This is a genomic window from Kerstersia sp., from assembly GCF_052103615.1.
In the GTDB taxonomy this organism is placed as follows: Bacteria; Pseudomonadota; Gammaproteobacteria; order Burkholderiales; family Burkholderiaceae_B; genus Kerstersia.
In genome coordinates this window covers 1-21,208 of record NZ_JBQEKA010000053.1, presented here as the reverse complement: position 1 = coordinate 21,208, position 21,208 = coordinate 1, and the positions used below count along the sequence as shown (strand labels likewise).

At 60.1% G+C, this 21,208-nt stretch carries 18 protein-coding genes; 14 read left to right on the top strand and 4 right to left on the bottom strand.

Translation table 11 applies throughout. The features are described from left to right. Position 1: 1 nt before the first annotated feature. The 12 genes from ACTJGZ_RS11325 (at position 2) to ACTJGZ_RS11270 (ending at position 12,323) form a co-directional block, all read left to right on the top strand. Positions 2-832, top strand: coding sequence for a phosphatidate cytidylyltransferase (locus tag ACTJGZ_RS11325; RefSeq protein WP_441663026.1), 831 nt, complete (start codon positions 2-4; stop codon positions 830-832). Between the two features lie 109 nt (positions 833-941). After that, positions 942-2,123 carry a 1-deoxy-D-xylulose-5-phosphate reductoisomerase gene (gene dxr / locus ACTJGZ_RS11320; protein ID WP_441663025.1) on the top strand — a complete coding sequence of 394 codons (1,182 nt, stop codon included), beginning with the start codon at positions 942-944 and terminating at the stop codon, positions 2,121-2,123. A 66-nt stretch (positions 2,124-2,189) separates the two neighbouring features. Further along, on the top strand, positions 2,190-3,539 hold the full coding sequence (gene rseP, locus ACTJGZ_RS11315; RefSeq protein WP_441663024.1) for an RIP metalloprotease RseP: 1,350 nt from the start codon (positions 2,190-2,192) through the stop codon (positions 3,537-3,539). Positions 3,540-3,591: 52 nt separating this feature from the next. Next, positions 3,592-5,907, top strand: a complete 2,316-nt coding sequence (gene bamA / locus ACTJGZ_RS11310) for an outer membrane protein assembly factor BamA (RefSeq protein WP_441663023.1) — start codon at positions 3,592-3,594, stop codon at positions 5,905-5,907. A 68-nt stretch (positions 5,908-5,975) separates the two neighbouring features. Then, the gene (locus ACTJGZ_RS11305; protein ID WP_441663022.1) at positions 5,976-6,536 is read left to right on the top strand and encodes an OmpH family outer membrane protein; all 561 of its coding nucleotides are present in this window, start codon (positions 5,976-5,978) and stop codon (positions 6,534-6,536) included. A gap of 9 nt (positions 6,537-6,545) precedes the next feature. Next, on the top strand, positions 6,546-7,622 hold the full coding sequence (gene lpxD, locus ACTJGZ_RS11300; protein ID WP_441663021.1) for a UDP-3-O-(3-hydroxymyristoyl)glucosamine N-acyltransferase: 1,077 nt from the start codon (positions 6,546-6,548) through the stop codon (positions 7,620-7,622). A gap of 75 nt (positions 7,623-7,697) precedes the next feature. Further along, positions 7,698-8,159: a 3-hydroxyacyl-ACP dehydratase FabZ gene (gene fabZ / locus ACTJGZ_RS11295; protein ID WP_441663020.1), complete on the top strand. Its 462-nt coding sequence runs from the start codon at positions 7,698-7,700 to the stop codon at positions 8,157-8,159. A 2-nt stretch (positions 8,160-8,161) separates the two neighbouring features. Further along, the gene (gene lpxA, locus ACTJGZ_RS11290) at positions 8,162-8,956 is read left to right on the top strand and encodes an acyl-ACP--UDP-N-acetylglucosamine O-acyltransferase (RefSeq protein ID WP_441663019.1); all 795 of its coding nucleotides are present in this window, start codon (positions 8,162-8,164) and stop codon (positions 8,954-8,956) included. Next, positions 8,956-10,188: a lipid-A-disaccharide synthase gene (lpxB, locus tag ACTJGZ_RS11285; protein ID WP_441663028.1), complete on the top strand. Its 1,233-nt coding sequence runs from the start codon at positions 8,956-8,958 to the stop codon at positions 10,186-10,188. Before lpxA ends, lpxB begins: the two co-directional genes overlap by 1 nt. Then, a complete protein-coding gene (rnhB, locus tag ACTJGZ_RS11280) occupies positions 10,175-10,783 on the top strand; it encodes a ribonuclease HII (RefSeq protein WP_441663018.1) in 609 nt (202 codons plus the stop codon). Before lpxB ends, rnhB begins: the two co-directional genes overlap by 14 nt. 54 nt (positions 10,784-10,837) lie before the next feature. Continuing rightward, positions 10,838-11,617 carry a TrmH family RNA methyltransferase gene (locus ACTJGZ_RS11275; RefSeq protein WP_441663017.1) on the top strand — a complete coding sequence of 260 codons (780 nt, stop codon included), beginning with the start codon at positions 10,838-10,840 and terminating at the stop codon, positions 11,615-11,617. A gap of 241 nt (positions 11,618-11,858) precedes the next feature. After that, complete coding sequence (locus ACTJGZ_RS11270; protein WP_441663016.1) at positions 11,859-12,323, top strand: hypothetical protein; 465 nt, start codon at positions 11,859-11,861, stop codon at positions 12,321-12,323. A 90-nt stretch (positions 12,324-12,413) separates the two neighbouring features. Here the strand turns inward: ACTJGZ_RS11270 and ppsR are convergent, their stop codons facing one another. Next, entirely contained in the window at positions 12,414-13,250 is an 837-nt protein-coding gene (gene ppsR, locus ACTJGZ_RS11265; RefSeq protein WP_441663015.1) for a posphoenolpyruvate synthetase regulatory kinase/phosphorylase PpsR, read from the bottom strand. Positions 13,251-13,417: 167 nt separating this feature from the next. Here ppsR and ppsA point away from each other — a divergent pair, with 167 nt between their 5' ends. Continuing rightward, positions 13,418-15,790 carry a phosphoenolpyruvate synthase gene (gene ppsA, locus ACTJGZ_RS11260; protein WP_441663014.1) on the top strand — a complete coding sequence of 791 codons (2,373 nt, stop codon included), beginning with the start codon at positions 13,418-13,420 and terminating at the stop codon, positions 15,788-15,790. 359 nt (positions 15,791-16,149) lie between these two features. On the opposite strand, the gene ACTJGZ_RS11255 is transcribed toward ppsA, so the two are convergent. After that, complete coding sequence (locus ACTJGZ_RS11255) at positions 16,150-17,367, bottom strand: arabinose transporter (RefSeq protein WP_441663013.1); 1,218 nt, start codon at positions 17,365-17,367, stop codon at positions 16,150-16,152. A 451-nt stretch (positions 17,368-17,818) separates the two neighbouring features. Between ACTJGZ_RS11255 and ACTJGZ_RS11250 the strand changes: the two genes are divergently transcribed. Further along, positions 17,819-18,472: a TetR family transcriptional regulator gene (locus ACTJGZ_RS11250; protein WP_441663012.1), complete on the top strand. Its 654-nt coding sequence runs from the start codon at positions 17,819-17,821 to the stop codon at positions 18,470-18,472. Between the two features lie 83 nt (positions 18,473-18,555). Here ACTJGZ_RS11250 and ACTJGZ_RS11245 read toward each other — a convergent pair whose 3' ends face one another. Both ACTJGZ_RS11245 and ACTJGZ_RS11240 read right to left on the bottom strand, forming a co-directional pair. Continuing rightward, entirely contained in the window at positions 18,556-19,965 is a 1,410-nt protein-coding gene (locus ACTJGZ_RS11245) for a YncE family protein (RefSeq protein WP_441663011.1), read from the bottom strand. Positions 19,966-20,045: 80 nt separating this feature from the next. Beyond that, the gene (locus tag ACTJGZ_RS11240) at positions 20,046-21,089 is read right to left on the bottom strand and encodes a TonB-dependent receptor domain-containing protein (protein ID WP_441663027.1); all 1,044 of its coding nucleotides are present in this window, start codon (positions 21,087-21,089) and stop codon (positions 20,046-20,048) included. Positions 21,090-21,208 lie beyond the last annotated feature (119 nt).

Below are 21,208 nucleotides of genomic sequence, written 5' to 3'. Positions count from 1 at the left end.
GCTGGCGCTGAGCTCGCCCTGGCCGTTCATGCTGTTGCTATCGCTCCTGACAGGCCTGGGCTTGTGGGAGTGGCTGCGCCTGACCAGTTCGGCGCCCGCCGGCCTCGCCACTGCCGAGTCGAAAGCCGCAGGCGGCGCGATTGTCGCCGGGCTGGCCGCCGGCGCTTTGACGCTGATGGTGACCTGGCTGTGGCTGTCGAACCAGGCTTCCAATATCGGGCCGGTCGCCATTACCTATAACATTGCCACGCGTGCGCTGATTCCGCTGGCAGTGGCCCTGTGGGTACTGATCGGAACCTATCAGGTCGTGCGTGGCGATGTGCAGGCGCAGGCAGCTAATCCGTTCATGAGCCTGTTCGGCATCCTGGCCTTGCTGGCGGCCTGGTCTTCGCTTGCGCTGATGTTCATGATGGGGCGCGGCCTGCTGCTGAGCTTCCTGGCCATTATCTGGTGCGCCGATATCGGGGCCTACTTTGCGGGCCGGGCGCTGGGCAAGCGCAAGCTGGCCCCCAGGGTCAGTCCGGGCAAATCCTGGGAAGGCGCTATTGCCGGAGTGATTGCGGCAGTGGTCTGGGGAGCCGTTTCCATGAGCTGGGAAGGCAGTTTCGCGAACCATATGTTCCGTTCCTGGTCATATGCAGCCTTGCCCTGGATTGCCTTTATCGCCATGCTTTCCATCGTGGGCGATCTGTTCGAATCATTGCTCAAACGCCGTGCCGGCATGAAGGATTCCAGCGGTTTGCTGCCTGGGCATGGCGGTGTCCTGGACCGTATTGATGCTATTCTGCCGACTGCTCCGCTCGCTTTGATGCTGCTAATTTTTGGAGTCTGATGCTGTGACTATCCTCCCCAATGCAGGCCGCGCTTGTTTCAATGAAGCCGACACTGTTCCGAATTGTGATGGAACGCCTGCTACCGCAGCTTCGCCGCAACGGGAGACCGTGATTGTTTTAGGCGCCACCGGTTCGGTTGGGGAAAGCACACTGGACGTCATCGGCCGCCATGCAGGCCGTTTTCAAGTTTACGCATTGAGCGCGCGCACCCGTATGGAGCGCCTGGCTGCCCAGGCGCGCCAGCATCGCGCGCATGTGGTGGTGGTGCCGGATCAGGCGGCCAGCGAACGTTTCGAGCGTGCTTATGGCACCGATTTGCCTCTGCCGGAAATTCGCATCGGTGATGCGGCGCTGGCTGAGACGGCGGCGGATCCCGGCGGCCATACGGTTGTCGCCGCGATTGTCGGCGCTGCGGGTTTGCCGGCGGCGCTGGCTGCGGCATCTGCCGGCAAGCGGATATTGCTTGCCAACAAGGAAGCGCTGGTGGCTGCTGGCGGCCTGTTCATCCGCGAAGCCCATAACAATGGGGCTCAGCTGCTGCCTATCGACAGCGAGCACAACGCGATTTTCCAGTGTTTACCCGTGAAAACCGATGCGGCTGCGGCTTGCGCTTCATCCGGTGTGCGCCGCCTGATCCTGACAGCATCTGGCGGGCCATTCCGCCGTTGCCACTGGAAAGACCTGGAGGCCGTGACGCCAGCGCAAGCATGCGCGCATCCCAACTGGAGCATGGGCCGTAAGATTTCAGTCGATTCCGCCACCATGGTCAATAAAGGCCTGGAACTCATCGAAGCTTATTGGCTTTTCGGCATGCAGCCCGAACGCATTGAAGTGCTGGTGCACCCGCAAAGCATTATCCATTCATTGGTGGAATACGAGGATGGCTCCATGCTGGCGCAACTGGGCCAGCCTGATATGCGCATTCCCATTGCCCATGCGCTGGGTTTTCCCGATCGTCTGGCCAATGGCGTCGGTCCGCTGGATCTGGCGCGCCATGGCCGCCTCGATTTTGAACCACCAGACTACGAACGCTTTCCGTGCCTGGCGCTGGCGTATGCCGCGTTGCGCGACGGGCAGGGCGCCTGTATCGCGCTCAATGCCGCCAATGAGGTGGCAGTGGCCGCGTTCCTGGAGGGGCGTTTGCCTTATACCTGGATTTCCCGGGTAATCGAGGCTGCCCTTGAATGGCACGGCGGGCAGGCAGCGCAGGCACTCGATAGCCTGGATGCAGTGCTGGATTATGATCTGCGGGCGCGCCGTTATGTCGCCAACCTGGGGCTGGCTGCCTGATGCCGCGGTGATTGCGGCCCGGGCCAGCGGTTCCGCCAGTTCGCGCTGGCATGCAATGGAATTTATGTGTTTTATACCTTAATCACTTTTTTGGTCGCGCTGGGTATCCTGGTCACTATCCACGAGCTGGGCCACTATAGCGTTGCGCGCTGGTTCAATGTGCGCATCCTGCGTTTTTCCGTCGGTTTCGGCCGGGTGCTCTGGCATAAGCGCGATGCGCGGGGAACAGAGTGGGCGGTCTCCATGATTCCGCTGGGCGGCTACGTCAAAATGGCGGATGACGGCCCTGGCGGTGAAATGACCATCGGCGCGGGCAAGGGTGTCCCCTTTAATCATCTGAATGTGTATCGGCGTATTGCCGTGGTGCTGGCCGGACCGCTATGCAATTTGCTGCTCGCGGCGGTGTTGTATGCAATCCTTGGCATGATGGGCAGCCGCGAGCCCTTGCCGGTGCTGGCCGAGCCGCAGGAAGGTAGTGCGGCTTCCCAGGCCGGCGTGGCGGGCGGCGACCGCATCGAGGCTATCGATGGCCGTAAGGTGGAAACCTGGGGCGATGCGCGCTGGCTGCTGCTGGACAAACTGACGGCTGGCGGCACCTTGCAGCTGGATGTGCTGGATCGCCACGGACAGCAGCGTCAGCGCATGCTGATGCTGCAGGGCGACCGCCTGGAAAAGGATACGGACCCGCTCCTCGGTGCCGGGCTGGCGCTGCAGGCTGCCAATCCTTATATTCGCAGCGTCATTGGCGGCGGCGCGGGCGAAGCGGCAGGTTTGCTGACGGGCGACAAAGTGCTGCGAGCCGCCGGACAGGATGAACCGGATGTGACGCGCCTGCTGGCTGAAATTCAGGCCCATGGCGGCAAGCCCTTGACCCTTCGCGTGCAGCGCGAAGGCGGGCAGCAGGACATTACGCTGGTGCCGGAAGAGGCCCGCCTGGAAGATGGGCGGGTGGTAGGCCGTATCGGGGCGCAACTGGCGGCGGATTTACCGATGGTGGATCGCCGCTACGGGCCGCTGGATGCCATTTCTCATGGGGTTGTCCGCACTTGGGAAACTTCTTTGTTTACCTTGCGCATGATGGGCCGCATGCTGACCGGCGCAGTTTCCTGGCGCAATATCAATGGCCCGGTTGCCATTGCTGACTATGCCGGACAAAGCGCGCGCGTGGGGTTGGATGCCTATATCGGCTTTCTGGCGCTGCTCAGCGTCAGCCTGGGCGTGTTGAATCTTCTTCCCATCCCCACACTGGACGGCGGCCATCTGCTGTACTATCTCGCAGAAATCGTTCGTGGCCGCCCGTTGCCGGATAACTGGCTGGAAGTCGGCCAGCGTTTTGGCATGATATTACTGGCCGCATTGATGGGGCTGGCTCTGTTTAACGATATCGGGCGAATTGCCGCCCGTCTTTTCAGCTAATTGCGTGTCATTTAAAATCATTCGCCATTTGTCCGATCAAGGATCGTCCAGGATGTCTGTTTCTCGGAGTTTTCAGCGCGGCGGCCTCAAGCTCAAGCGCCTTGTTCTGCCCGGCTTGCTGGCCGCCTTGATCTGGCCGTCCGCAGCGAGCGCATTTGACCCCTTTGTGGTGCGCGACATCCGTGTGGATGGTTTGCAGCGTACCGATGCGGGGACGGTATTTGGTTATCTGCCGGTGAAAGTCGGGGAAACCTTCTCCGAAAGCGATGCATCGGCCGCCATCCGCAGGCTCTATGCCACGGGTTATTTCAATGACGTGCGCATCGAAACCGATAACAACGTCGTTGTTGTGGTCGTGCAGGAGCGCCCGACCATTGCGGCCATCAACTTCAATGGCATGCGTGAGTTTGATGCGGATGCCATCAAGAAGTCGCTGCGCGAAGTCGGCTTCGGTGAGGGTCGGATTTTCGACCGTTCCATGCTGGAACAGGCAGAGTTCGAACTCAAGCAGCAGTACCTGGCCAAGGGCAAATACGGCGTCGAAATCAGCGCGACCATCACGCCGCTGCCGCGCAACCGCGTCGGGGTGAACTTTGAAGTGTTCGAAGGGCAGGTCGCCCGCATCAAGGACATCCATATCGTCGGCAACGAGGCATTCTCCAGCGGCAAGCTGCTCGATGAAATGCAGCTCACCACGCCGGGCTGGATGACCTGGTACACCGGCACTGACAAATATTCCCGCGAAAAGCTCGAAGGCGATGTTGAAGCGCTGCGTTCCTACTACATGGATCGTGGCTATCTTGAGTTTTCCGTCGAGCCGCCGCAGGTCACAATTTCCCCGGACCGCAAGGATATTTTCATCACCGTGACGGTGCATGAAGGCAAGCCTTACAAGGTTTCCAATGTGAAGCTCGCGGGCGAATTGCTGGGTCTGGAAGACCAGTTGCAGAAGCTGGTGACGGTCAAGCCCGGCGATACGTTCTCTGCCAGCGAAACCAATGCCACGGCCAAGGCCATCAGCGATTATCTGGGCGACCTGGGCTATGCGTTTGCCAACGTCAACCCCAACCCTATCCTGAACCGCGAAACCGGCGAGACGGAACTGACGTTTTACGTGGATCCCAGCCGGCGCGTGTATGTGCGCCGCATCGAGATCGGTGGCAATACACGCACGCGTGATGCGGTGATCCGCCGTGAACTGCGCCAGCAGGAAGCCGCCTGGTACGATGCGGGTAATATCCGCATGTCGCGTGACCGGGTTGACCGTCTGGGCTACTTCAATGAAGTCAACGTCAACACCCATCCGGTGCCGGGCACGATAGACCAGGTCGATGTCTCTGTTGACGTGAAAGAAAAGCCCACCGGCATGATCAACCTCGGCGTGGGCTATGGCTCCACCGAAAAGGCGATTCTGTCCGCCGGGATCAGTGAAGACAACGTGTTCGGCAGCGGCACCAACCTGACATTCAACGTCAATACGAGCCGTTCCAATCGGGCCGCCGTGCTGTCGCATACTGATCCTTACTGGACGCGCGACGGCGTGAGCCGTTCAACGTCGCTGTACTACCGCTCGATCAAGCCGTTCTACAACAACGACGGTGACTACCGCGTGCGCGCCATGGGCCTGGGCCTGAATTTCGGCGTGCCCATCTCGGAACTTGACCGCATTTTCCTGGGCGTCAATTTCGAGCGCAACGAGCTGTCGCTTTACAATAATTCGCCGCTGGCCTACGAAGAGTTTGTGCAGGATTACGGCTCCAAGACCAATGCCATGATCTTCTCGATCGGCTGGGCCAAAGACAGCCGCGATAGCGCGCTGGCGCCCAACTCGGGCAGCTACACGCGCCTGAAGGCCGATTTTTCGACGCTGGATCTGAAGTACTACATGCTGAGCGCCCAGCACCAATACTTCCTGCCCTTGAGCCGCAGCTTCACACTTGCTTTCAACGGGATGGTCGATTACGGTAAGGGCTATGGCGGCAAGGGCTATCCGCTCATCAAGAACATCTATGCCGGCGGTCTGGGTACCGTGCGCGGCTATGAAGGTTCCTCGCTCGGCCCGAAGGACTCCCGCACCGGCAACTATCTGGGCGGCTCCAAGCGTGTCGTCGGCAACGTTCAGCTGTATCTGCCGTTCCCTGGCGCTCAGCGTGACCGCAGCCTGCGCTGGTTCCTGTTTGCTGACGCGGGTCAAATCTACAGCGATAACCAGAACATTGACTTCGGCGATCTGCGGTATTCTGCCGGTATCGGCCTGTCGTGGAATTCGCCGATGGGACCCTTGCAGATTTCCTACGGCCGGGCACTCCGCGACAAGCCGGGTGACGAAAAGCAAAGCTTCCAGTTCCAGATCGGAACCGCTTTCTGATTTCCCGGTCTATGATGCTGGTGTCACAATAACCCTTTGCTAAAATTTCCTTTCATTCAGGGATTTCTATGACGTCTGTTTCCGCGATCAAACCGTTTGCCTCGGCTCGCAGCAAGTATGCGAGCGTAGCTCGGCGTGTTTCCCTCGGTCTGTCGGCGTGCCTGGTTGCCAGTGTGATGGCCGCTCCGGTACAGGCTCAGGGCTCCAAGGTCGGCTTTGTCAATCTGGATCGCATCCTGCGCGACTCTTCGCCCGCCAAGGCAGCCCAGATCAAGCTGGAGTCCGAATTCAAGTCTCGCGACGATGAAATTCAGCGCCTGGCCAACACGCTGCGCAGCGAATATCAGAAGCTCGACAAAGACGGTCCTGTCCTGTCGGAAAGCGATCGCGTCAAGCGCGAGCGCAATATTTCCAATATGGACGTGGATCTGCAGCGCAAGCAGCGCGAGTTTCAGGAAGACCTGAACCGCCGCCGCAATGAAGAGTTCGGCAACATTATCGACAACACCAATGCTGCCATCCAGCGCATCGCTGAACAGCAAAACTATGACCTGATCCTGCAAAATGCAGTCACGGTCAATCCGCGTGTCGATATCACCGACCAGGTGATCCAGGCCATGGGCAAATAAGGTTGCCTCATGCCTTTGTTGCTGGATGACGCCAGGGCACCGTCCCTGTCCGCATTATTTGCGGAAGTTGACGCGCACGGCCTGCCCTGGCGCCTTGAAACCGGCAGTGCGGGCGAGCCCCGCATTGCCGGTTTGGCGCCGCTGGCCCATGCTGGCGCCAACGAACTCTCTTTTTTGTCCAATCATCGTTATCTGGATCAGCTCGCGCAGAGCGGGGCAGGAGCAGTCATTCTGCCGGCCGCCGCCGCAGCCAGCCTGCCAGATAACGTTGCGTTCACACGCGTCATTTGCGAACAGCCGTACCTGCTGTACGCGCGAGTGGCGCAATGGTTTGCCCAGGCCCGCCGTGCTGGCCGCAAACCCAGTATTCACGCCAGCGCCGTTGTCGCGGCAGACGCCGTCATTGAGGACGAGGTCGAACTCGGCCCATTCTGCGTGGTGGAAAGCGGTGCCGTCATCAAACGCGGGAGTGTAATCGGCGCAGGAACGGTCATAGGCGCCCGCAGTATTGTGGGCGAAGACGCCTTGCTGCATCCGCGTGTGGTGATCTATAGCGATGTGCATCTGGGCGCGCGCGCCGTGGTGCATAGCGGCGCGGTATTGGGTGCCGACGGGTTCGGCTTCGCGCCCGATCCCACGCGTGGCGGCTGGAGCAAAATTCCGCAATTCGGTGGCGTGCGCATCGGTAACGATGTCGAGATCGGCGCGAATACCACGATCGACCGCGGCGCGCTGGACGACACCGTGATTGCCGATGGCGTCAAGCTCGACAACCAGATCATGGTCGCCCATAACGTTCAGATCGGGCCGCATACGGCGATTGCCGCCTGCGTTGGCATTGCCGGTTCGACGCATATCGGCGCGCGTTGCACCATCGGTGGCGCATCCATGATTTCCGGGCACCTGGTGCTGGGCGACGATGTGCATATTTCAGGTGGCACTCCCGTTACCTCAAGTATCAGCAAGCCTGGCCGTTATACCGGGGTCTATCCCTATGCCGAGCATGGGGAATGGCAGCGCAATGCCGCTGTCATTCAGCAGTTGGGCTCGCTGCGCCGTCGCATCCGCGCTCTAGAAAAAGATTAACCGCCAAACTGGTGCCGGCTGCAGTACAGGAATGACCTGCAGGCCGGCCACCGTCATGACTTAGGTACTGCATTTATGGAATTGGATATCAAGGGAATTCTGGATCGGCTGCCGCATCGTTATCCCATGCTGCTGATTGATCGCGTGATCGAAATGACACCGGCAAAGTCCATTGTCGCGATCAAGAATGTCAGCATCAACGAGCCGTTCTTCACCGGGCACTTTCCTGATCTGCCGGTCATGCCTGGCGTGCTGATTCTCGAAGCCATGGCGCAAGCCGCCGCGCTGTTTTCATTCTCCAATGACTCGGGGGATGATTCCGGGATTGGCGCGAGCAACGGCAACGTGTACTACTACGTAGGCATCAACAATGCGCGTTTCCGCCGTCCGGTGGTGCCGGGCGACCAGCTGCGCATTGAAGTCGAAGCCGTGCGCCTGAGCCGTGTCATCTGTAAATACAAGGGGCGCAGTCTGGTCGATGGCCAGGTAGCGGCGGAAGCCGAATTCATGTGCGCCATTCGTCAACGGAATAGCTGAACATGAGTGTAGAAATCCATCCTACCGCGCAGGTTGATAGCCGCGCGGAACTTGCTGACGGTGTCAGCGTCGGAGCATTCAGCATCATCGGCCCCAATGTCCGTATTGGGGAAGGAACGTCGATCGGCCCGCACTGCATCGTGGATGGATTGACCACCATTGGCCGTAATAACCGCTTCTACCGGTTTTGTTCCATCGGCGGCGAGCCGCAGGACAAAAAGTATGCCGATGAGCCGACTCGCCTGGAAATCGGCGATGGCAATATGGTGCGTGAATACGTGACCTTCAACACCGGCACGGTGCAGGACAACGGTGTGACGCGCATAGGCAGCGATAACTGGATCATGGCCTATGTGCACATCGCGCATGACTGCGTCATCGGCAACAACACGATTCTTGCCAATGGTGTCCAGCTGGGCGGGCACGTACATATCGGTGATTGGGCCATTCTGGGCGGCCTGACGGGTGTTCACCAGTTCAGCAAGATCGGCGCGCACGCCATGATAGGCGGCAACAGTTCGCTGATGCAGGATGCGCCGCCGTATGTCCTGGCTGCTGGCAATCCTTGCAAACCGCACGGTGTGAATACCGAAGGTTTGCGCCGCCGCGGCTTTGATGCCGAATCCATTTCCGCGCTGCGGGAAGCCTATAAGCTAGTCTATCGCCGCGGCCTGCAACTGGAGCAGGCGCTGGCAGCGCTGGCGGCGCTGGCCGTAGAGCGCCCGGGCGCGGCAGCAGCTGTTGCCGTGATGCAGGACTTCCTTCAGGGCGTCACACGCGGAGTCATCCGTCCATGATGTCAGGTGTCGGCTTGGCCAGGGATGACGGCGCGCCGGTCATCGGTATGGTGGCCGGCGAACCCTCGGGCGATTTGATCGCCGCGCGCGTGCTGGCAGGCTTGCAGCAACAGGTGCCTACTCTCCGCTGCCAGGGCATAGGCGGCCCGCGCCTGCAAGCCCAGGGGCAGGAAATCTGGCACCCCATGAATGCACTGACTGTTTTTGGCTATGTCGATGCGCTCAAACGCCTGCCATCCCTGTTGCGCACTTATAACGATGTCAAACGGCGCTGGCTGGCGCAACCGCCAGGCGTCTTCGTTGGTATTGATGCGCCGGATTTCAACCTGAAGCTGGAGCTGGCCTTGCGCCAGTCCGGCATTCCCACGGTTCATTTCGTCGGGCCATCCATCTGGGCCTGGCGCTACGAGCGTATTCACAAAATTCGTGAAGCCGTCTCGCACATGCTGGTTTTGTTTCCTTTCGAGGAAGAGCTGTACCGCAAGGAAGGCGTGCCTGTGACCTATGTCGGCCATCCCTTGGCCGGCAATATCCCCATGCAGCCGGATCGCGCGGCAGCGCGTTCGCGCCTGGGCCTTTCCAGCCAGGAAAGGGTGCTGGCCATCCTGCCGGGCAGCCGGCGCTCCGAGATTGAATTGATGGCACCCCGCTTTTTGCAGGCGGCGCAACGTCTGTGCCAAGATGAGCCGGGCCTGGTCTGCCTGGTGCCTATGGTCAATGCCGAACGCAAGGCGCAGTTTGAAGCGGTGTTGCGGCAGTACCCGGTACCCGGGCTGCGTTGCGTGACGCAGGAAGATATCGCATCAGGCGGCCAGGAACGGGATAATTGGCCGGTTGCCTGGCATGTCATGGAAGCGTGCGATACCGCGCTGGTCACTAGCGGTACCGCCACGCTGGAAACCGCCTTGTTCAAGCGGCCCATGGTGATTTCCTATGTGCTGTCGCCCTGGATGCGGCGCCTGATGTCCTGGAAATCGGGGCAGCAGCGGCCCTATGTGCCCTGGGTCGGTCTTCCCAATGTCTTGCTGCGGGATTTTGCTGTGCCGGAATTGCTGCAAGACGATGCGACGCCCGACAAACTGGCGCAGGCCGTGCGGGCCCAATGGGACGACATGCCTGGTACCGCCAGTATTGAGGAACGGTTTGCCGAAATGCACGCCGTCCTGTGGCAGGATACGGCCCGGCTGGCAGCCGATGCCATACTGGAGACTGCCGAGCATGGAGCAGGCTGATTTTTTTGCGCTGGCCACGCCATCGGTGACGGAAGTCGCCGGTGTGGACGAAGCGGGCAGGGGGCCGCTGGCTGGCGCGGTCTATGCGGCTGCCGTCATCTTGCCCGAGCGGCATGATATTGCCGGTCTGGCTGACTCCAAAGCCTTGTCTGCCAAGCAGCGTGACAAGCTTGCGCTGCAAATCCGCGAGCAAGCCCTGGCCTGGCATATTGCCTGCGCCAGCGTCGCAGAAATCGACACCCTGAATATCCTGCACGCAACCATGCTGGCCATGCGCCGGGCAGTGGAAGGGCTGCGCCTGGCTCCTGCGCTGGCGCTGATAGATGGCAATCGCGTGCCGCCAGGGCTGCCGTGCCAGGCCAGGGCCATCGTCAAAGGCGATGCGACCGAGCCCGCCATTTCGGCGGCCTCCATTCTGGCCAAGACGGCCCGGGATGCCGAATTGCTGGTTTTGCATGAACGCTACCCCCAGTATGGTTTCGACCAGCACAAAGGCTATGGCACGGCGCAGCATCTGGATGCCTTGAAAACCCATGGCCCATGCCCGGAGCACCGCCGGAGCTTTGCCCCGGTGCGCAAGAGCCTCGAATCCTGAGCCCGGCCCGGCAGGGCCTTGCATGGCGCAGCATCGGAATAAAAATTGCACAACATGAAGCACATCGCATCGCGGGACAATCCGCTGTACCGCCAATTGCGCGCTCTGGCTGGCGGCAACCGCAAGAGCGGGCAATTGCTGATCGAAGGCCCGCACCTTTGCCAGGCCTGGCTGGATGCTTACGGTTTACCAGTCATTGCCGTATTCGATGAAGGCCGCCTGCAGCGCCCGGAGCTGGCGTCACTGGCCGAGGCTGTGCGCGGCCTTGCGCCAGCCGCGCGGATTGCGCTGGCGCCCGGTATGATGGATGCGCTGGAAGATGCCGAGCATGGCCAGGGCGTGATGTTTGTGGTCGAGCCGCCCGCAGCGCCCCATCACCGTGGCGATGCGCCGGCGCTCTGGCTGGACCGGGTGCAAGACCCGGGCAACGTGGGCACCTTATTGCGTTTGGCTGCCGCCGCAGGCCTGCAGCAGGCTGTGCTGTCCGAAGGCTGCGCGCATGCCTGGTCCCCCAAGGTATTGCGCAGCGCCCAGGGCGCCCATTTTTCCTTGCAGATTATCGAAAAGGCCGAACTGGCCGCTTTGCGGCCAGCCTTGCGCATTCCCTTGCTGGCGACGGCATTGGATGGCTCCGAGGATTTGTTCGAGACCGCATTGCCGCAGGCATGTGTCTGGTTGTTCGGCCATGAGGGCAGGGGAGTCAGCGAGGATTTGCTGCAACTGGCGGATAAGCGTGTGCGCATCGCGCATGCGCCAGCCGTGGAGTCTCTAAATGTCGCTGCCGCTGCCGCTATCTGCCTGTTTGAACAACGGCGCCAGCACCGGCTGGCCTGAGACGGCCCGGGGCCGTGGCCACGATAGCTTGCGGTTTGTGGGGCAGCAGGGCGCCAGCGCAGGCCGGCAGAAGTGGTTCAGGGATGGGGCCAACACATGGACGGCCTACAGGGAGGGCCTACACGGATGCCCTACACATGGACGACCTGCTCGGGGACGACCGGTTCAGGGACGACCGGCTCAGGGAAGACCGGCACATTCAGCCGTATTCCAACCGCAGCAAAGCATGGGAGACGTTATCTTGAAAAATTCAATCGCAGCATGCCTGTTCATGGCGGCAGTGAGCCTGGGCGCAACCGCTGCTGCAGCGGATGCCTTGCCTCAGGAGAGCGTGTATCAAGGCGCCATCCGGCTGCCGGATTTTGCCGGGCGGGACCGCGCCTATGCGGATTACCGTACCCGCATCACCAATGCGATGCGCGCTGGCCCTAACTTTGCGGGCCACTATGCCATCGTGGAAATTGGCTGCGGAACCAGCTGCCGCTTTGCCTTCCTAGGGGATGTCGCGACCGGCCAGGTATTCAGTTTCCCCTATGGCGGCGAAGACTATTATTCATTGCACCTGGATTACCACGTTAACAGCCGTACGATTGCCATGAGCTGGGTGGACGGGGACGAGTGCCTGCGCAACTCCCTGGAATGGAATGGCCGGCAGTTTCTTGCCGGGAATCCGGCAGTCGCGGGTCCGGCTGAGGCGTGCGAATAAAGCAGTCCCCGTTGCCGCCGCAGCGGGACATTGAATCGGCTGAGGCCGCACAGGCAGAAAAAAACCGGCTCGCAGGCCGGTTTTTCATGCTTAGTAAGAGCGGGTGCTGAGCCCGACTTCTTCCATGATGGTCGTCGAGATTTCTTCGATCGACTTGGTGGTGGTGGAAAGCCAGGCAATCCCTTCGCGGCGCATCATGCGCTCGGCGGCGGCGACTTCATCGCGGCATTGTTCCAGCGATGCATACTGGCTGCCCGGCCGGCGCTCATTGCGGACTTCCGACAGGCGCTCGGGCTGGATGGTCAGGCCGAACAGCTTTTTGCGGTAAGGCTGCAAGGTAGCAGGCAGCTGGCCACGGTCGAAGTCTTCGGGAATCAGGGGGAAGTTGGCGGCCTTGATGGCGTACTGCATGGCCAGGTAGAGGCTGGTCGGGGTTTTTCCGCAGCGCGAGACGCCAACCAGAATGACATCGGCCTGTTCCAGGCCGTGCACGAACTGGCCGTCATCATGCGCCAGGCTGAAGTTGATCGCGTTGATGCGGCGCAGATACTGTTCAGATGTCGCGCCCATGTGGGAGCGGCCGATGGAGTGACTGGATTTCACCCCCAGCGCCTGTTCCACTGGCGCGACGAAGGCGCCAAACAGATCCAGGAACACGCAAGGCGTGCTGCTAACGCGGGCCTTGATCGCGGGATCCACCAGCGTACTGAAAATAATAGGTTGCAAGCCCTTGTTTTCATTGACCGATTGCTCGATCCTGGCGATGGCCTGGTCGGCCTTTTCCAGTGTGGTGATGAACGGGATACGCGTACTATTGAACTTTACCGTTTCGAACTGGGACAAAACGGAATGGCTGAAAGTTTCGGCAGTAATACCGGTGCCGTCGGAGACGATAAAGACAGTACGTTCAAGTGGTTGATTAGTCATATTTTTTCGTTTTAAGCACCAAAATGGCGGCAGGGGCGGTACAATTCCGAGCCTTCAGAAGTCACACGATCAGGCCTGTCAGGCTGGTTGGGTCAGGGCATCTGCGGTAAAGCCGCAAGCAGGTACGCTGACCCAACTCGCTTTCTATCCATTGTAAAGGTGACTTCATGTCTTATGTCGTTTCGTTCGAGCAGCTCCGCATGACGGATGTCGACTCGGTAGGAGGAAAAAACGCATCGTTAGGTGAAATGATCAGCCAGCTGGCCAGCGCAGGTGTGCGCGTGCCCGGCGGCTTCGCTACAACTGCTGATGCCTTCCGCGATTTTCTCAAGCTTTCGGGCCTGGGTGATCGTATTGCCGAGCGCCTCTCGACGCTGAATCCGGAAGACGTGCGCGAACTGGCTGACGCCGGTGCGCAGATTCGTCAATGGATCATCGACACCCCGCTGCCTGAAGCGCTGGAAAAAGCCATCCGCACTTCCTTTGCCGAGCTGGATGCAGACGGCAAGGGTTCGTTCGCCGTGCGCTCTTCCGCTACTGCTGAAGACCTGCCCGACGCTTCGTTCGCCGGTCAGCAGGAAACCTATCTGAACGTAGTCGGCATCGACGATGTGCTGGAAAAAATCCATCACGTTTTCGCTTCGCTGTATAACGACCGCGCCATTTCCTATCGTGTGCACAAGGGCTATGCCCACGCTGATGTTGCTCTGTCGGCTGGCGTGCAGCGCATGGTGCGTTCCGACAAGGGCAGCGCCGGTGTGATGTTCACCATCGACACGGAATCGGGCTTCCAGGACGTCGTGTTCATCACCACTTCCTACGGCCTGGGTGAAACCGTGGTGCAGGGCGCCGTCAATCCTGACGAGTTCTATGTGTTCAAGCCCGCGCTGGCTGCGAACAAATACCCCATCATCAGCCGCCGCATCGGTTCCAAGCTGATCAAGATGGAATTCAACCCCGAGCGTACCGACGGCCATGCCGTCCGCACGGTGGATGTGCCCGTGTCCGAGCGTAACCGCTACTCGCTGACCGACGAAGAGGTCATCGAGCTGGCCCGTTATGCCGTCATCATTGAAAAGCATTACGCCCGCCCGATGGATATCGAATGGGGCCGTGATGGTGTCGATGGCAAGCTCTACATCCTCCAGGCACGCCCGGAAACCGTGAAGTCGCAACAAGGCGAAAACGATGTGCAACAGCGCTTCCGTCTGAAAGCCACCGGCGATGTGCTGGTGACTGGCCGCGCGATTGGCCAGAAGATTGGCGCGGGCCCTGTGCGTATCGTGTCCGACATCGCTGAAATGGACAAGGTTCAGCCTGGCGACGTGCTGGTGACCGACATGACCGACCCCAACTGGGAGCCGGTGATGAAGCGCGCCTCGGCCATCGTGACCAATCGCGGCGGCCGCACTTGCCACGCCGCCATCATTGCCCGTGAACTGGGTATTCCGGCAGTCGTGGGTTGCGGTGAAGCCACTGACATCCTGAAAGAAGGCCAGCAAGTGACGGTTTCGTGCGCCGAAGGCGACGAAGGCCGTATCTATGACGGTCTGATTGAGACGGAAGTCGAGGAAGTGCGCCGTGGCGCCATGCCGGAAATCGACGTCAAGATCATGATGAACGTCGGTAACCCGCAACTGGCTTTCGATTTCGCGCAGATTCCGAATGCTGGCGTGGGCTTGGCCCGCCTGGAATTCATCATCAACAACAACATCGGTATCCACCCGAAGGCTGTGCTGGATTACCCGAATGTGGACAGCGAGCTGAAGAAAGCCGTGGAATCGGCTGCCCGTGGCTACGCCAGCCCGCGCGCCTTCTTTGTTGAGAAGCTGGCCGAAGGCATTGCCACCATTGGCGCCGCTTTCTATCCCAAGCCTGTCATCCTGCGCATGTCCGACTTCAAGTCGAACGAGTACCGCAAGCTGGTTGGCGGTTCGCGCTATGAGCCTGAGGAAGAAAACCCCATGCTGGGCTTCCGCGGCGCTTCGCGCTATATCGCCGAAGACTTCGCCGAGTGCTTCCGCATGGAATGCGAAGCGCTGAAGAAAGTGCGCGAAGAGATGGGCCTGACCAACGTGGAAATCATGGTGCCTTTCGTGCGTACCGTGAAGCAAGCGGAAAAGGTCATCGGCCTGCTGGCTGATAACGGTCTGGTGCGCGGCCAGAACGGCCTGCGCGTCGTGATGATGTGCGAAGTGCCGTCCAACGCCATCCTGGCAGAACAGTTCCTGGAGCACTTCGACGGCTTCTCGATCGGTTCTAACGACATGACCCAGCTGACCCTGGGCCTGGACCGCGATTCGGGTATGGAGCTGCTGGCCGCCGATTTCGACGAGCGCGACGAAGCCATCAAGTTCATGCTGAGCCGTGCTATCCAGGCTTGCCTGAAGGCTGGCAAGTATGTGGGTATCTGCGGCCAAGGCCCCAGCGACCATCTGGACTTCGCTCAATGGTTGAAGGATGAAGGTATTCTGTCGATTTCCTTGAACCCGGACACCGTCGTCGATACCTGGCAGAAACTGGCTGTATCCGGCCGTTAAGCCATGCCTCGCCCGGTGCTGCTGATAGCGGCAGCCGGGCGGCAGTGATTGCCGGCTCTCCGGGCCGCTTGTAGCGGGCGCTGTTTTAGTGCCAGTTATGGCTGCCGGTTATGGTGGCCAGTTATGTTTGCTGCATATAGCGGCCAGGCAAGCAAAAAGCGCCTCTGACTCTCAAGTCAGAGGCGCTTTTTTTTTGAGCTTTTGTTAAGACAATCCGTGCCAGGGGCAGACAGCCGCCTGGCGGGAAGGGTTAGCCGGTATGCCGCCTGCCTGGCAGCCGTTCAAATCAATTGCAAGGGCGGCCAGGCCAGGTGCCGGGCCTGGATCGCTGTGTCGGGTGCCCGAATCATGTACTGAACTCAGGCCTTGTTGGGCCGGTGGCCCAGCAGCATGAATGCCACGACGACCGATGCGCCAACCAGAATGGAAGACGCGAGGTAAACCGATGAAATGCCCCAGTTCCTAGCGACCAGGCCTGCCAGGGGGCTGGTGATGCCCATGGAGATATCCACGCAGGCCACATAGGCCCCCATGGCCAGGCTGCGGCTTTGGGGCGGCGCACGGCGCACGGCTTCGACGCCAAAACCAGGAAAGGCCAGCGAATAACCAAATCCGCTCAGTGCGGCGCCAACATAGGCCGTCAAGGCAGAATCAGCCGTCCAGATCAGGATCTGGCCCACCATTTCGATGACGACACATACCAGCGCCACCCGTGCGCCGCCGATACGGTCAGGCAGGTGCCCGAAGAAAATACGCGCGACGATAAAGGCGACGCCAAAAGCGGTAAAGGCCAGTGACGGATTCTCCCAGCCCTTGGCGGCGAACAGCAAAGCAATAAACGCCGTCAGCACGCCAAAACCGATGCTGCACAGGGCCAGCCCCAGGCCAGGCAGCCAGACCGACCCCAGTACCTTGTAGAACGATGCCCGGCGTGTGGCAGACGGCGCGGCCGGCGTCATGCGGGCGACGCAAGCCAATGCCAGAAGCGGCAACAAAATCGTGGCAACACCGATACCCGTAAAGCCGTAGCGTTCATATACCCAGCCGCCAGCGGGCGCCCCCAGCGCATAAGCGCCGAAGATGGCCATGCCGGTCCAGGCCATGACCTTGCCTGCGCTGCTGGGGCCTACCAGGGCGATCCCCCAGCCCAGCGCGCCTGTGACAATCAGGCTTTCCCCAACGGCTAAAATGACCCGGCCGGCTAGCACCAGCAGCGTCGATGCTACCGGCTGATCCACGCACAGCATGGACATCAGGTAGGCAACGCCGGATGCCGAGGCGGCCATGAACCCCAAGACCACGGCGCGGGATGGGCCGCGTGTATCGGCATGGTTGCCTGCCCAGGGACGTGAGAGTAGGGCGCCGACGAACTGGGCACCGACAACAATACCCACAACCAGCGGGCCCATGCCCAGGCGGTCGTGCAGGTGCAGCGGCAAGACGGCCAGCTGCATCCCCATATTGAAAAAACTGATAAATACTGCAATGGTGATCGGCAGAAGCACGATAAAGACGCTGCGTGGCTGATGACCGACAGTATCTGGCGGCAGTGTGCCGCCAGTCGTATGTTTATGCATGAAAGAGAACCTGAGTAAGAAAATAGACCATGGCTCGGTTCGGGCGCATGGGGTCAGACAAAAAATGCGACGAATTCGTCGTATTCAGAATACGATCTAGCCCGGGAATTTTCTATTCGCATGGAGATTCGCATTTTCATCGTCAGGCAAATCAGGCCGGGCTAGCCGCTATCGGCAGACTTCATGCTGGTAAACCTCAGGATCTGCTGGAAAAAAATTTCTCCGCGCAGGCAGAATCTGCCAGCCTATTCACATATCCGTTCAGGTCTTGTGCTGGAAATATTTACGGGTAAGACCTCGAAATGCGTCTGTTTGGCAGCCAACCGGGCGGGCAAGCCCTGCGAGGCCGGGCGAAAACGCCTCCATCACATCCGCTAGGCGCGTACCGGTCCAGCCGATAGAATGCTGGCATCTATTTTGGATCCGGCGTCTCGCCCGACCGGAGTGCACCATGGCGTCCAGCTTGCCCTTGAATCCCCGTAAGAACCCCCAACAAGCACGTTCGGAAGGCCTGGTGGCCGCGATTCTGGAAGCGGCGGCCCAGGTGTTGGCGGAAGAGGGGGCAGCCCGTTTCACAACAGCCAGAGTGGCAGAACGGGCAGGGGTCAGCGTTGGGTCTCTGTACCAGTATTTCCCCAACAAGGCCGCCATCCTGTTTCGCCTGCAAGTCAATGAATGGCAGCGGACCAGCAGCATGATGCGCCGCATTGTCGAGGATCTCTCCAAGCCTGCGCATGACCGTATCCGTGAGCTGGTACAGGTTTTTATTCACTCTGAATGCGAAGAGGCTGCCATGCGGGTCGCTCTCAGCGATGCGGCGCCGCTGTATCGTGATACCCAGGAAACCAGAGTGTTCCGCCGTGCTGGCAGGGAAACCATCCGGCAATATATTGCAGGCGCGCTGCCCGCCTCTGTGCCCGCCGATGCTCAGACCACCGCGGCAGAAATGATACGTTTGACTTTAACGTCGGCCGGCAAGCGTTTTTCGGAGTCCCCTAGGACGCAAGACGAAATCACGCGCTGCGCCGAAGCCATGGCCGATATGTTCATTGCCTATATCGATGCGCTGGAGCAGCGCCACAATACTGGTTCCGGCCAGGCTTGATAGCCTGGCCGCTGGGACTGCGCGGGTAGCAGCCGTTGTGCTCTCTGCGGCCCGGTCAGCCAAGGGCTGGCCGGGCCTGCGCTTTACTGGCGTGCAGCAGGCGCAGCGCCTTGCAAGGGCGTCAGGCGGCGGATGTGATCGCCTTGGGGGTCATCACTGCCTTTGGACTTGTTCACGACGAACACATGCCCCTTGCCATCCGTTCCCAGGTGGTTGGGATAGCTGCCGCCATCCAGGTTGGCCACAATCCGGCCATTGCCATCGACCACGGTAATCGTCCCCGCGCCACGATTGGCGACATAGGCCAGCCCGTTCACGGCATCGAAAGTAACGTTCAGGGGGCCTGCGCCCGTTTTGACATCGTGCAGCACCTTGCCGTCGCGTAAATCCACGATCAGCAGGTTATCGCTGCCTTGAGCCGTCACATACAGACGCTGCCCTTCGGGATCCACAGCCACGCCGATGGCGGAGCGCGCGCCGGGCAGGGCAATGATGCGCTCCACGGCGCCGCTCGCCGTATCAATCACGGCGGCTTCAGGCGTGCTCATACTCACGGTATAGAGTTTGCCCTTGGCGGCATCCAGCGCCAGGCTGGCAGGGGAGAAACTCTCGCCGCGCAACGCGCTGCGCGGCTCAATCACAGATAGCGGCGCCAAAGTCTTGGCATCGAATACCGCAATTTGCCCCGAACCCGATGCAAAGATTTTTCCTTGCGCGGCATCCGCCACGACATCCCGGCCATGGGGCAATACGCCGTTTTCAAATTGTTTGACCAGTTTCAGGTCACTGGCGCGGTACACCGCTACGCTGTCATCGCGGGTGTTAGTGGTCCAGATATTGCCATTAGCTTCATCGATACCCACGCCATATACCGCATGCACATGGCCGTCTTCCCGGCCACTGACCGGCAAGGCATCCGCCTGCGCTTCGATGGCCAGCGTTTCCGGGTTGAGCTTCAGCAAGCGAGATGCCTTGACGGGGGGCCGGCCCACAGCGGATGTGACATACAAAGCGTTGTTGCGCGGGCTGAACACTACCTGATAGAGGCCTGGCACCAGTTTTTGGCTAGCGACCTGAAACCGTTCTGCGCCTGCGACCGGGACAACCGGCGAAATCTTCAGCGAATGCAAAGCGGTCGCTGCCGGCTCACTGGTCTGCACAATCAGTGTGTGAATGCCCGGCGCGGCGTTGGCTGGAATATCGAGACTGGCTTGGAACTCTCCCTTCTCATCCACCTGGTATGGCGCCTGGGGGTTCAGGACGGACTGCCCCCGCAGCAGTGTCACCTTCTGGCCGGGGACAAATGCCTGTCCTTCCAGCACCGCCTTGCCGCCGGGCAACACGACATCTTTAATCCAGATGCGCCCCGAGGTATCGGTATCGGCCTGATCAAAGACCGCCGCGCTAAGCAGGCCGGGCAGGGCGCACAGGCACGCCATGGCAAGCTTGGACAACTGCCGGCGGGGAGAGGAAAAACGGGAACCAGTGGTCATGACATACCTTGAAGAAAAGGAAATTTCAGGAAAGCGCGGGCGGCGCAATGCCGCCACCCGTGCCTGGGCTTCATCAAGCCTTAGAAGCGCGCAGTCATACCGACATAGACTTCACGGCGAGGAATGTAGAACGAGTATCCGTCGGTGCTGTCTATCCGTTTGTTGAACAGATTGGTCAGGCCTGCCCGCAAAGTCACGTTATCGGCCACGTTGAAATTGGCCGAAAAATCAGCGGTCGTATAAGCCTTGACATAGCTCGTCTTGGTGCCCAATTGCTTGCCGGTATGATTGGCCGACAATTGCAGATTCAGGCGGTCGGTGGCGAACCACTGCAAAGCGGAATACAGCGACAGCTTGGGCGTATCAATCAGGGTTTCGTCCGTGGTGCGGTTCTTGGCCTCGAACATATAGGTGCCCGTGGTGGTCCATTCCAGATCGCGAGTCAGCGCAATACGCAGGGAGCCTTCCAGACCTTGCGTGCGCGCGCGCTCGATATTGGCCTGGCGCGTCCACCAGTAGCCGTAGTATTCGCCCAGCGCTTCGTACTGAATTTTGTTACGGAAGTTGGTATGGAAGTACGTCAGCCCCGCACCCAGCACCGGCGTGTCATATTCGACGCCGATCTCGGAGCTAGTGCTGGTTTCAGGCTTCAGGTCTGGATTACCTGCCATATAGCAACCGCCGCTGGTATAGCCCAGAGGCTTGAGACTGTTGCAGCCGCGTCCCCGTGAGTAAGTCACCGCTTTGCTGGAATTTTCCTTGAAACTCGGCGCCCGGAAGCCACGGGAGATCCCCCCGCGCAGTGTCCAGTTTTCCGCCGGATGCCAGACCAAGTAGCCACGCGGGCTGTAATGCGTGCCGTAGTCCTTGTGATGATCTGCGCGCAAACCCAGCGTCAATAGCAGATTCTTCTGGAGTGTCAGCTGATCCTCCACGAACAAGGCGCTGGTATTGCCCGACACCTTGGGGTCGGTGTCCATCGGATGGCCTGTTGCATCCACAGGAATACCGCCAGTACCGATGGTGTCGGTGTTAACCAGCTTTTCGTGTTTCCACTGTCCGCCTATGGTCAGCATTTGCGCCAGGCCCAGTGTGAAAGGCATATCCAGACTGGCGTCGGCAATCGTTTCTTCGTATGACTGTTCGCCGCCCAGGATGTGATTGTCATATTTATTCTGCTACACCCTGGCCTTGGACGTGCCGAACCCCCAGCGTCCTGCGTGCGCCACTGCGTAGCTCGTGC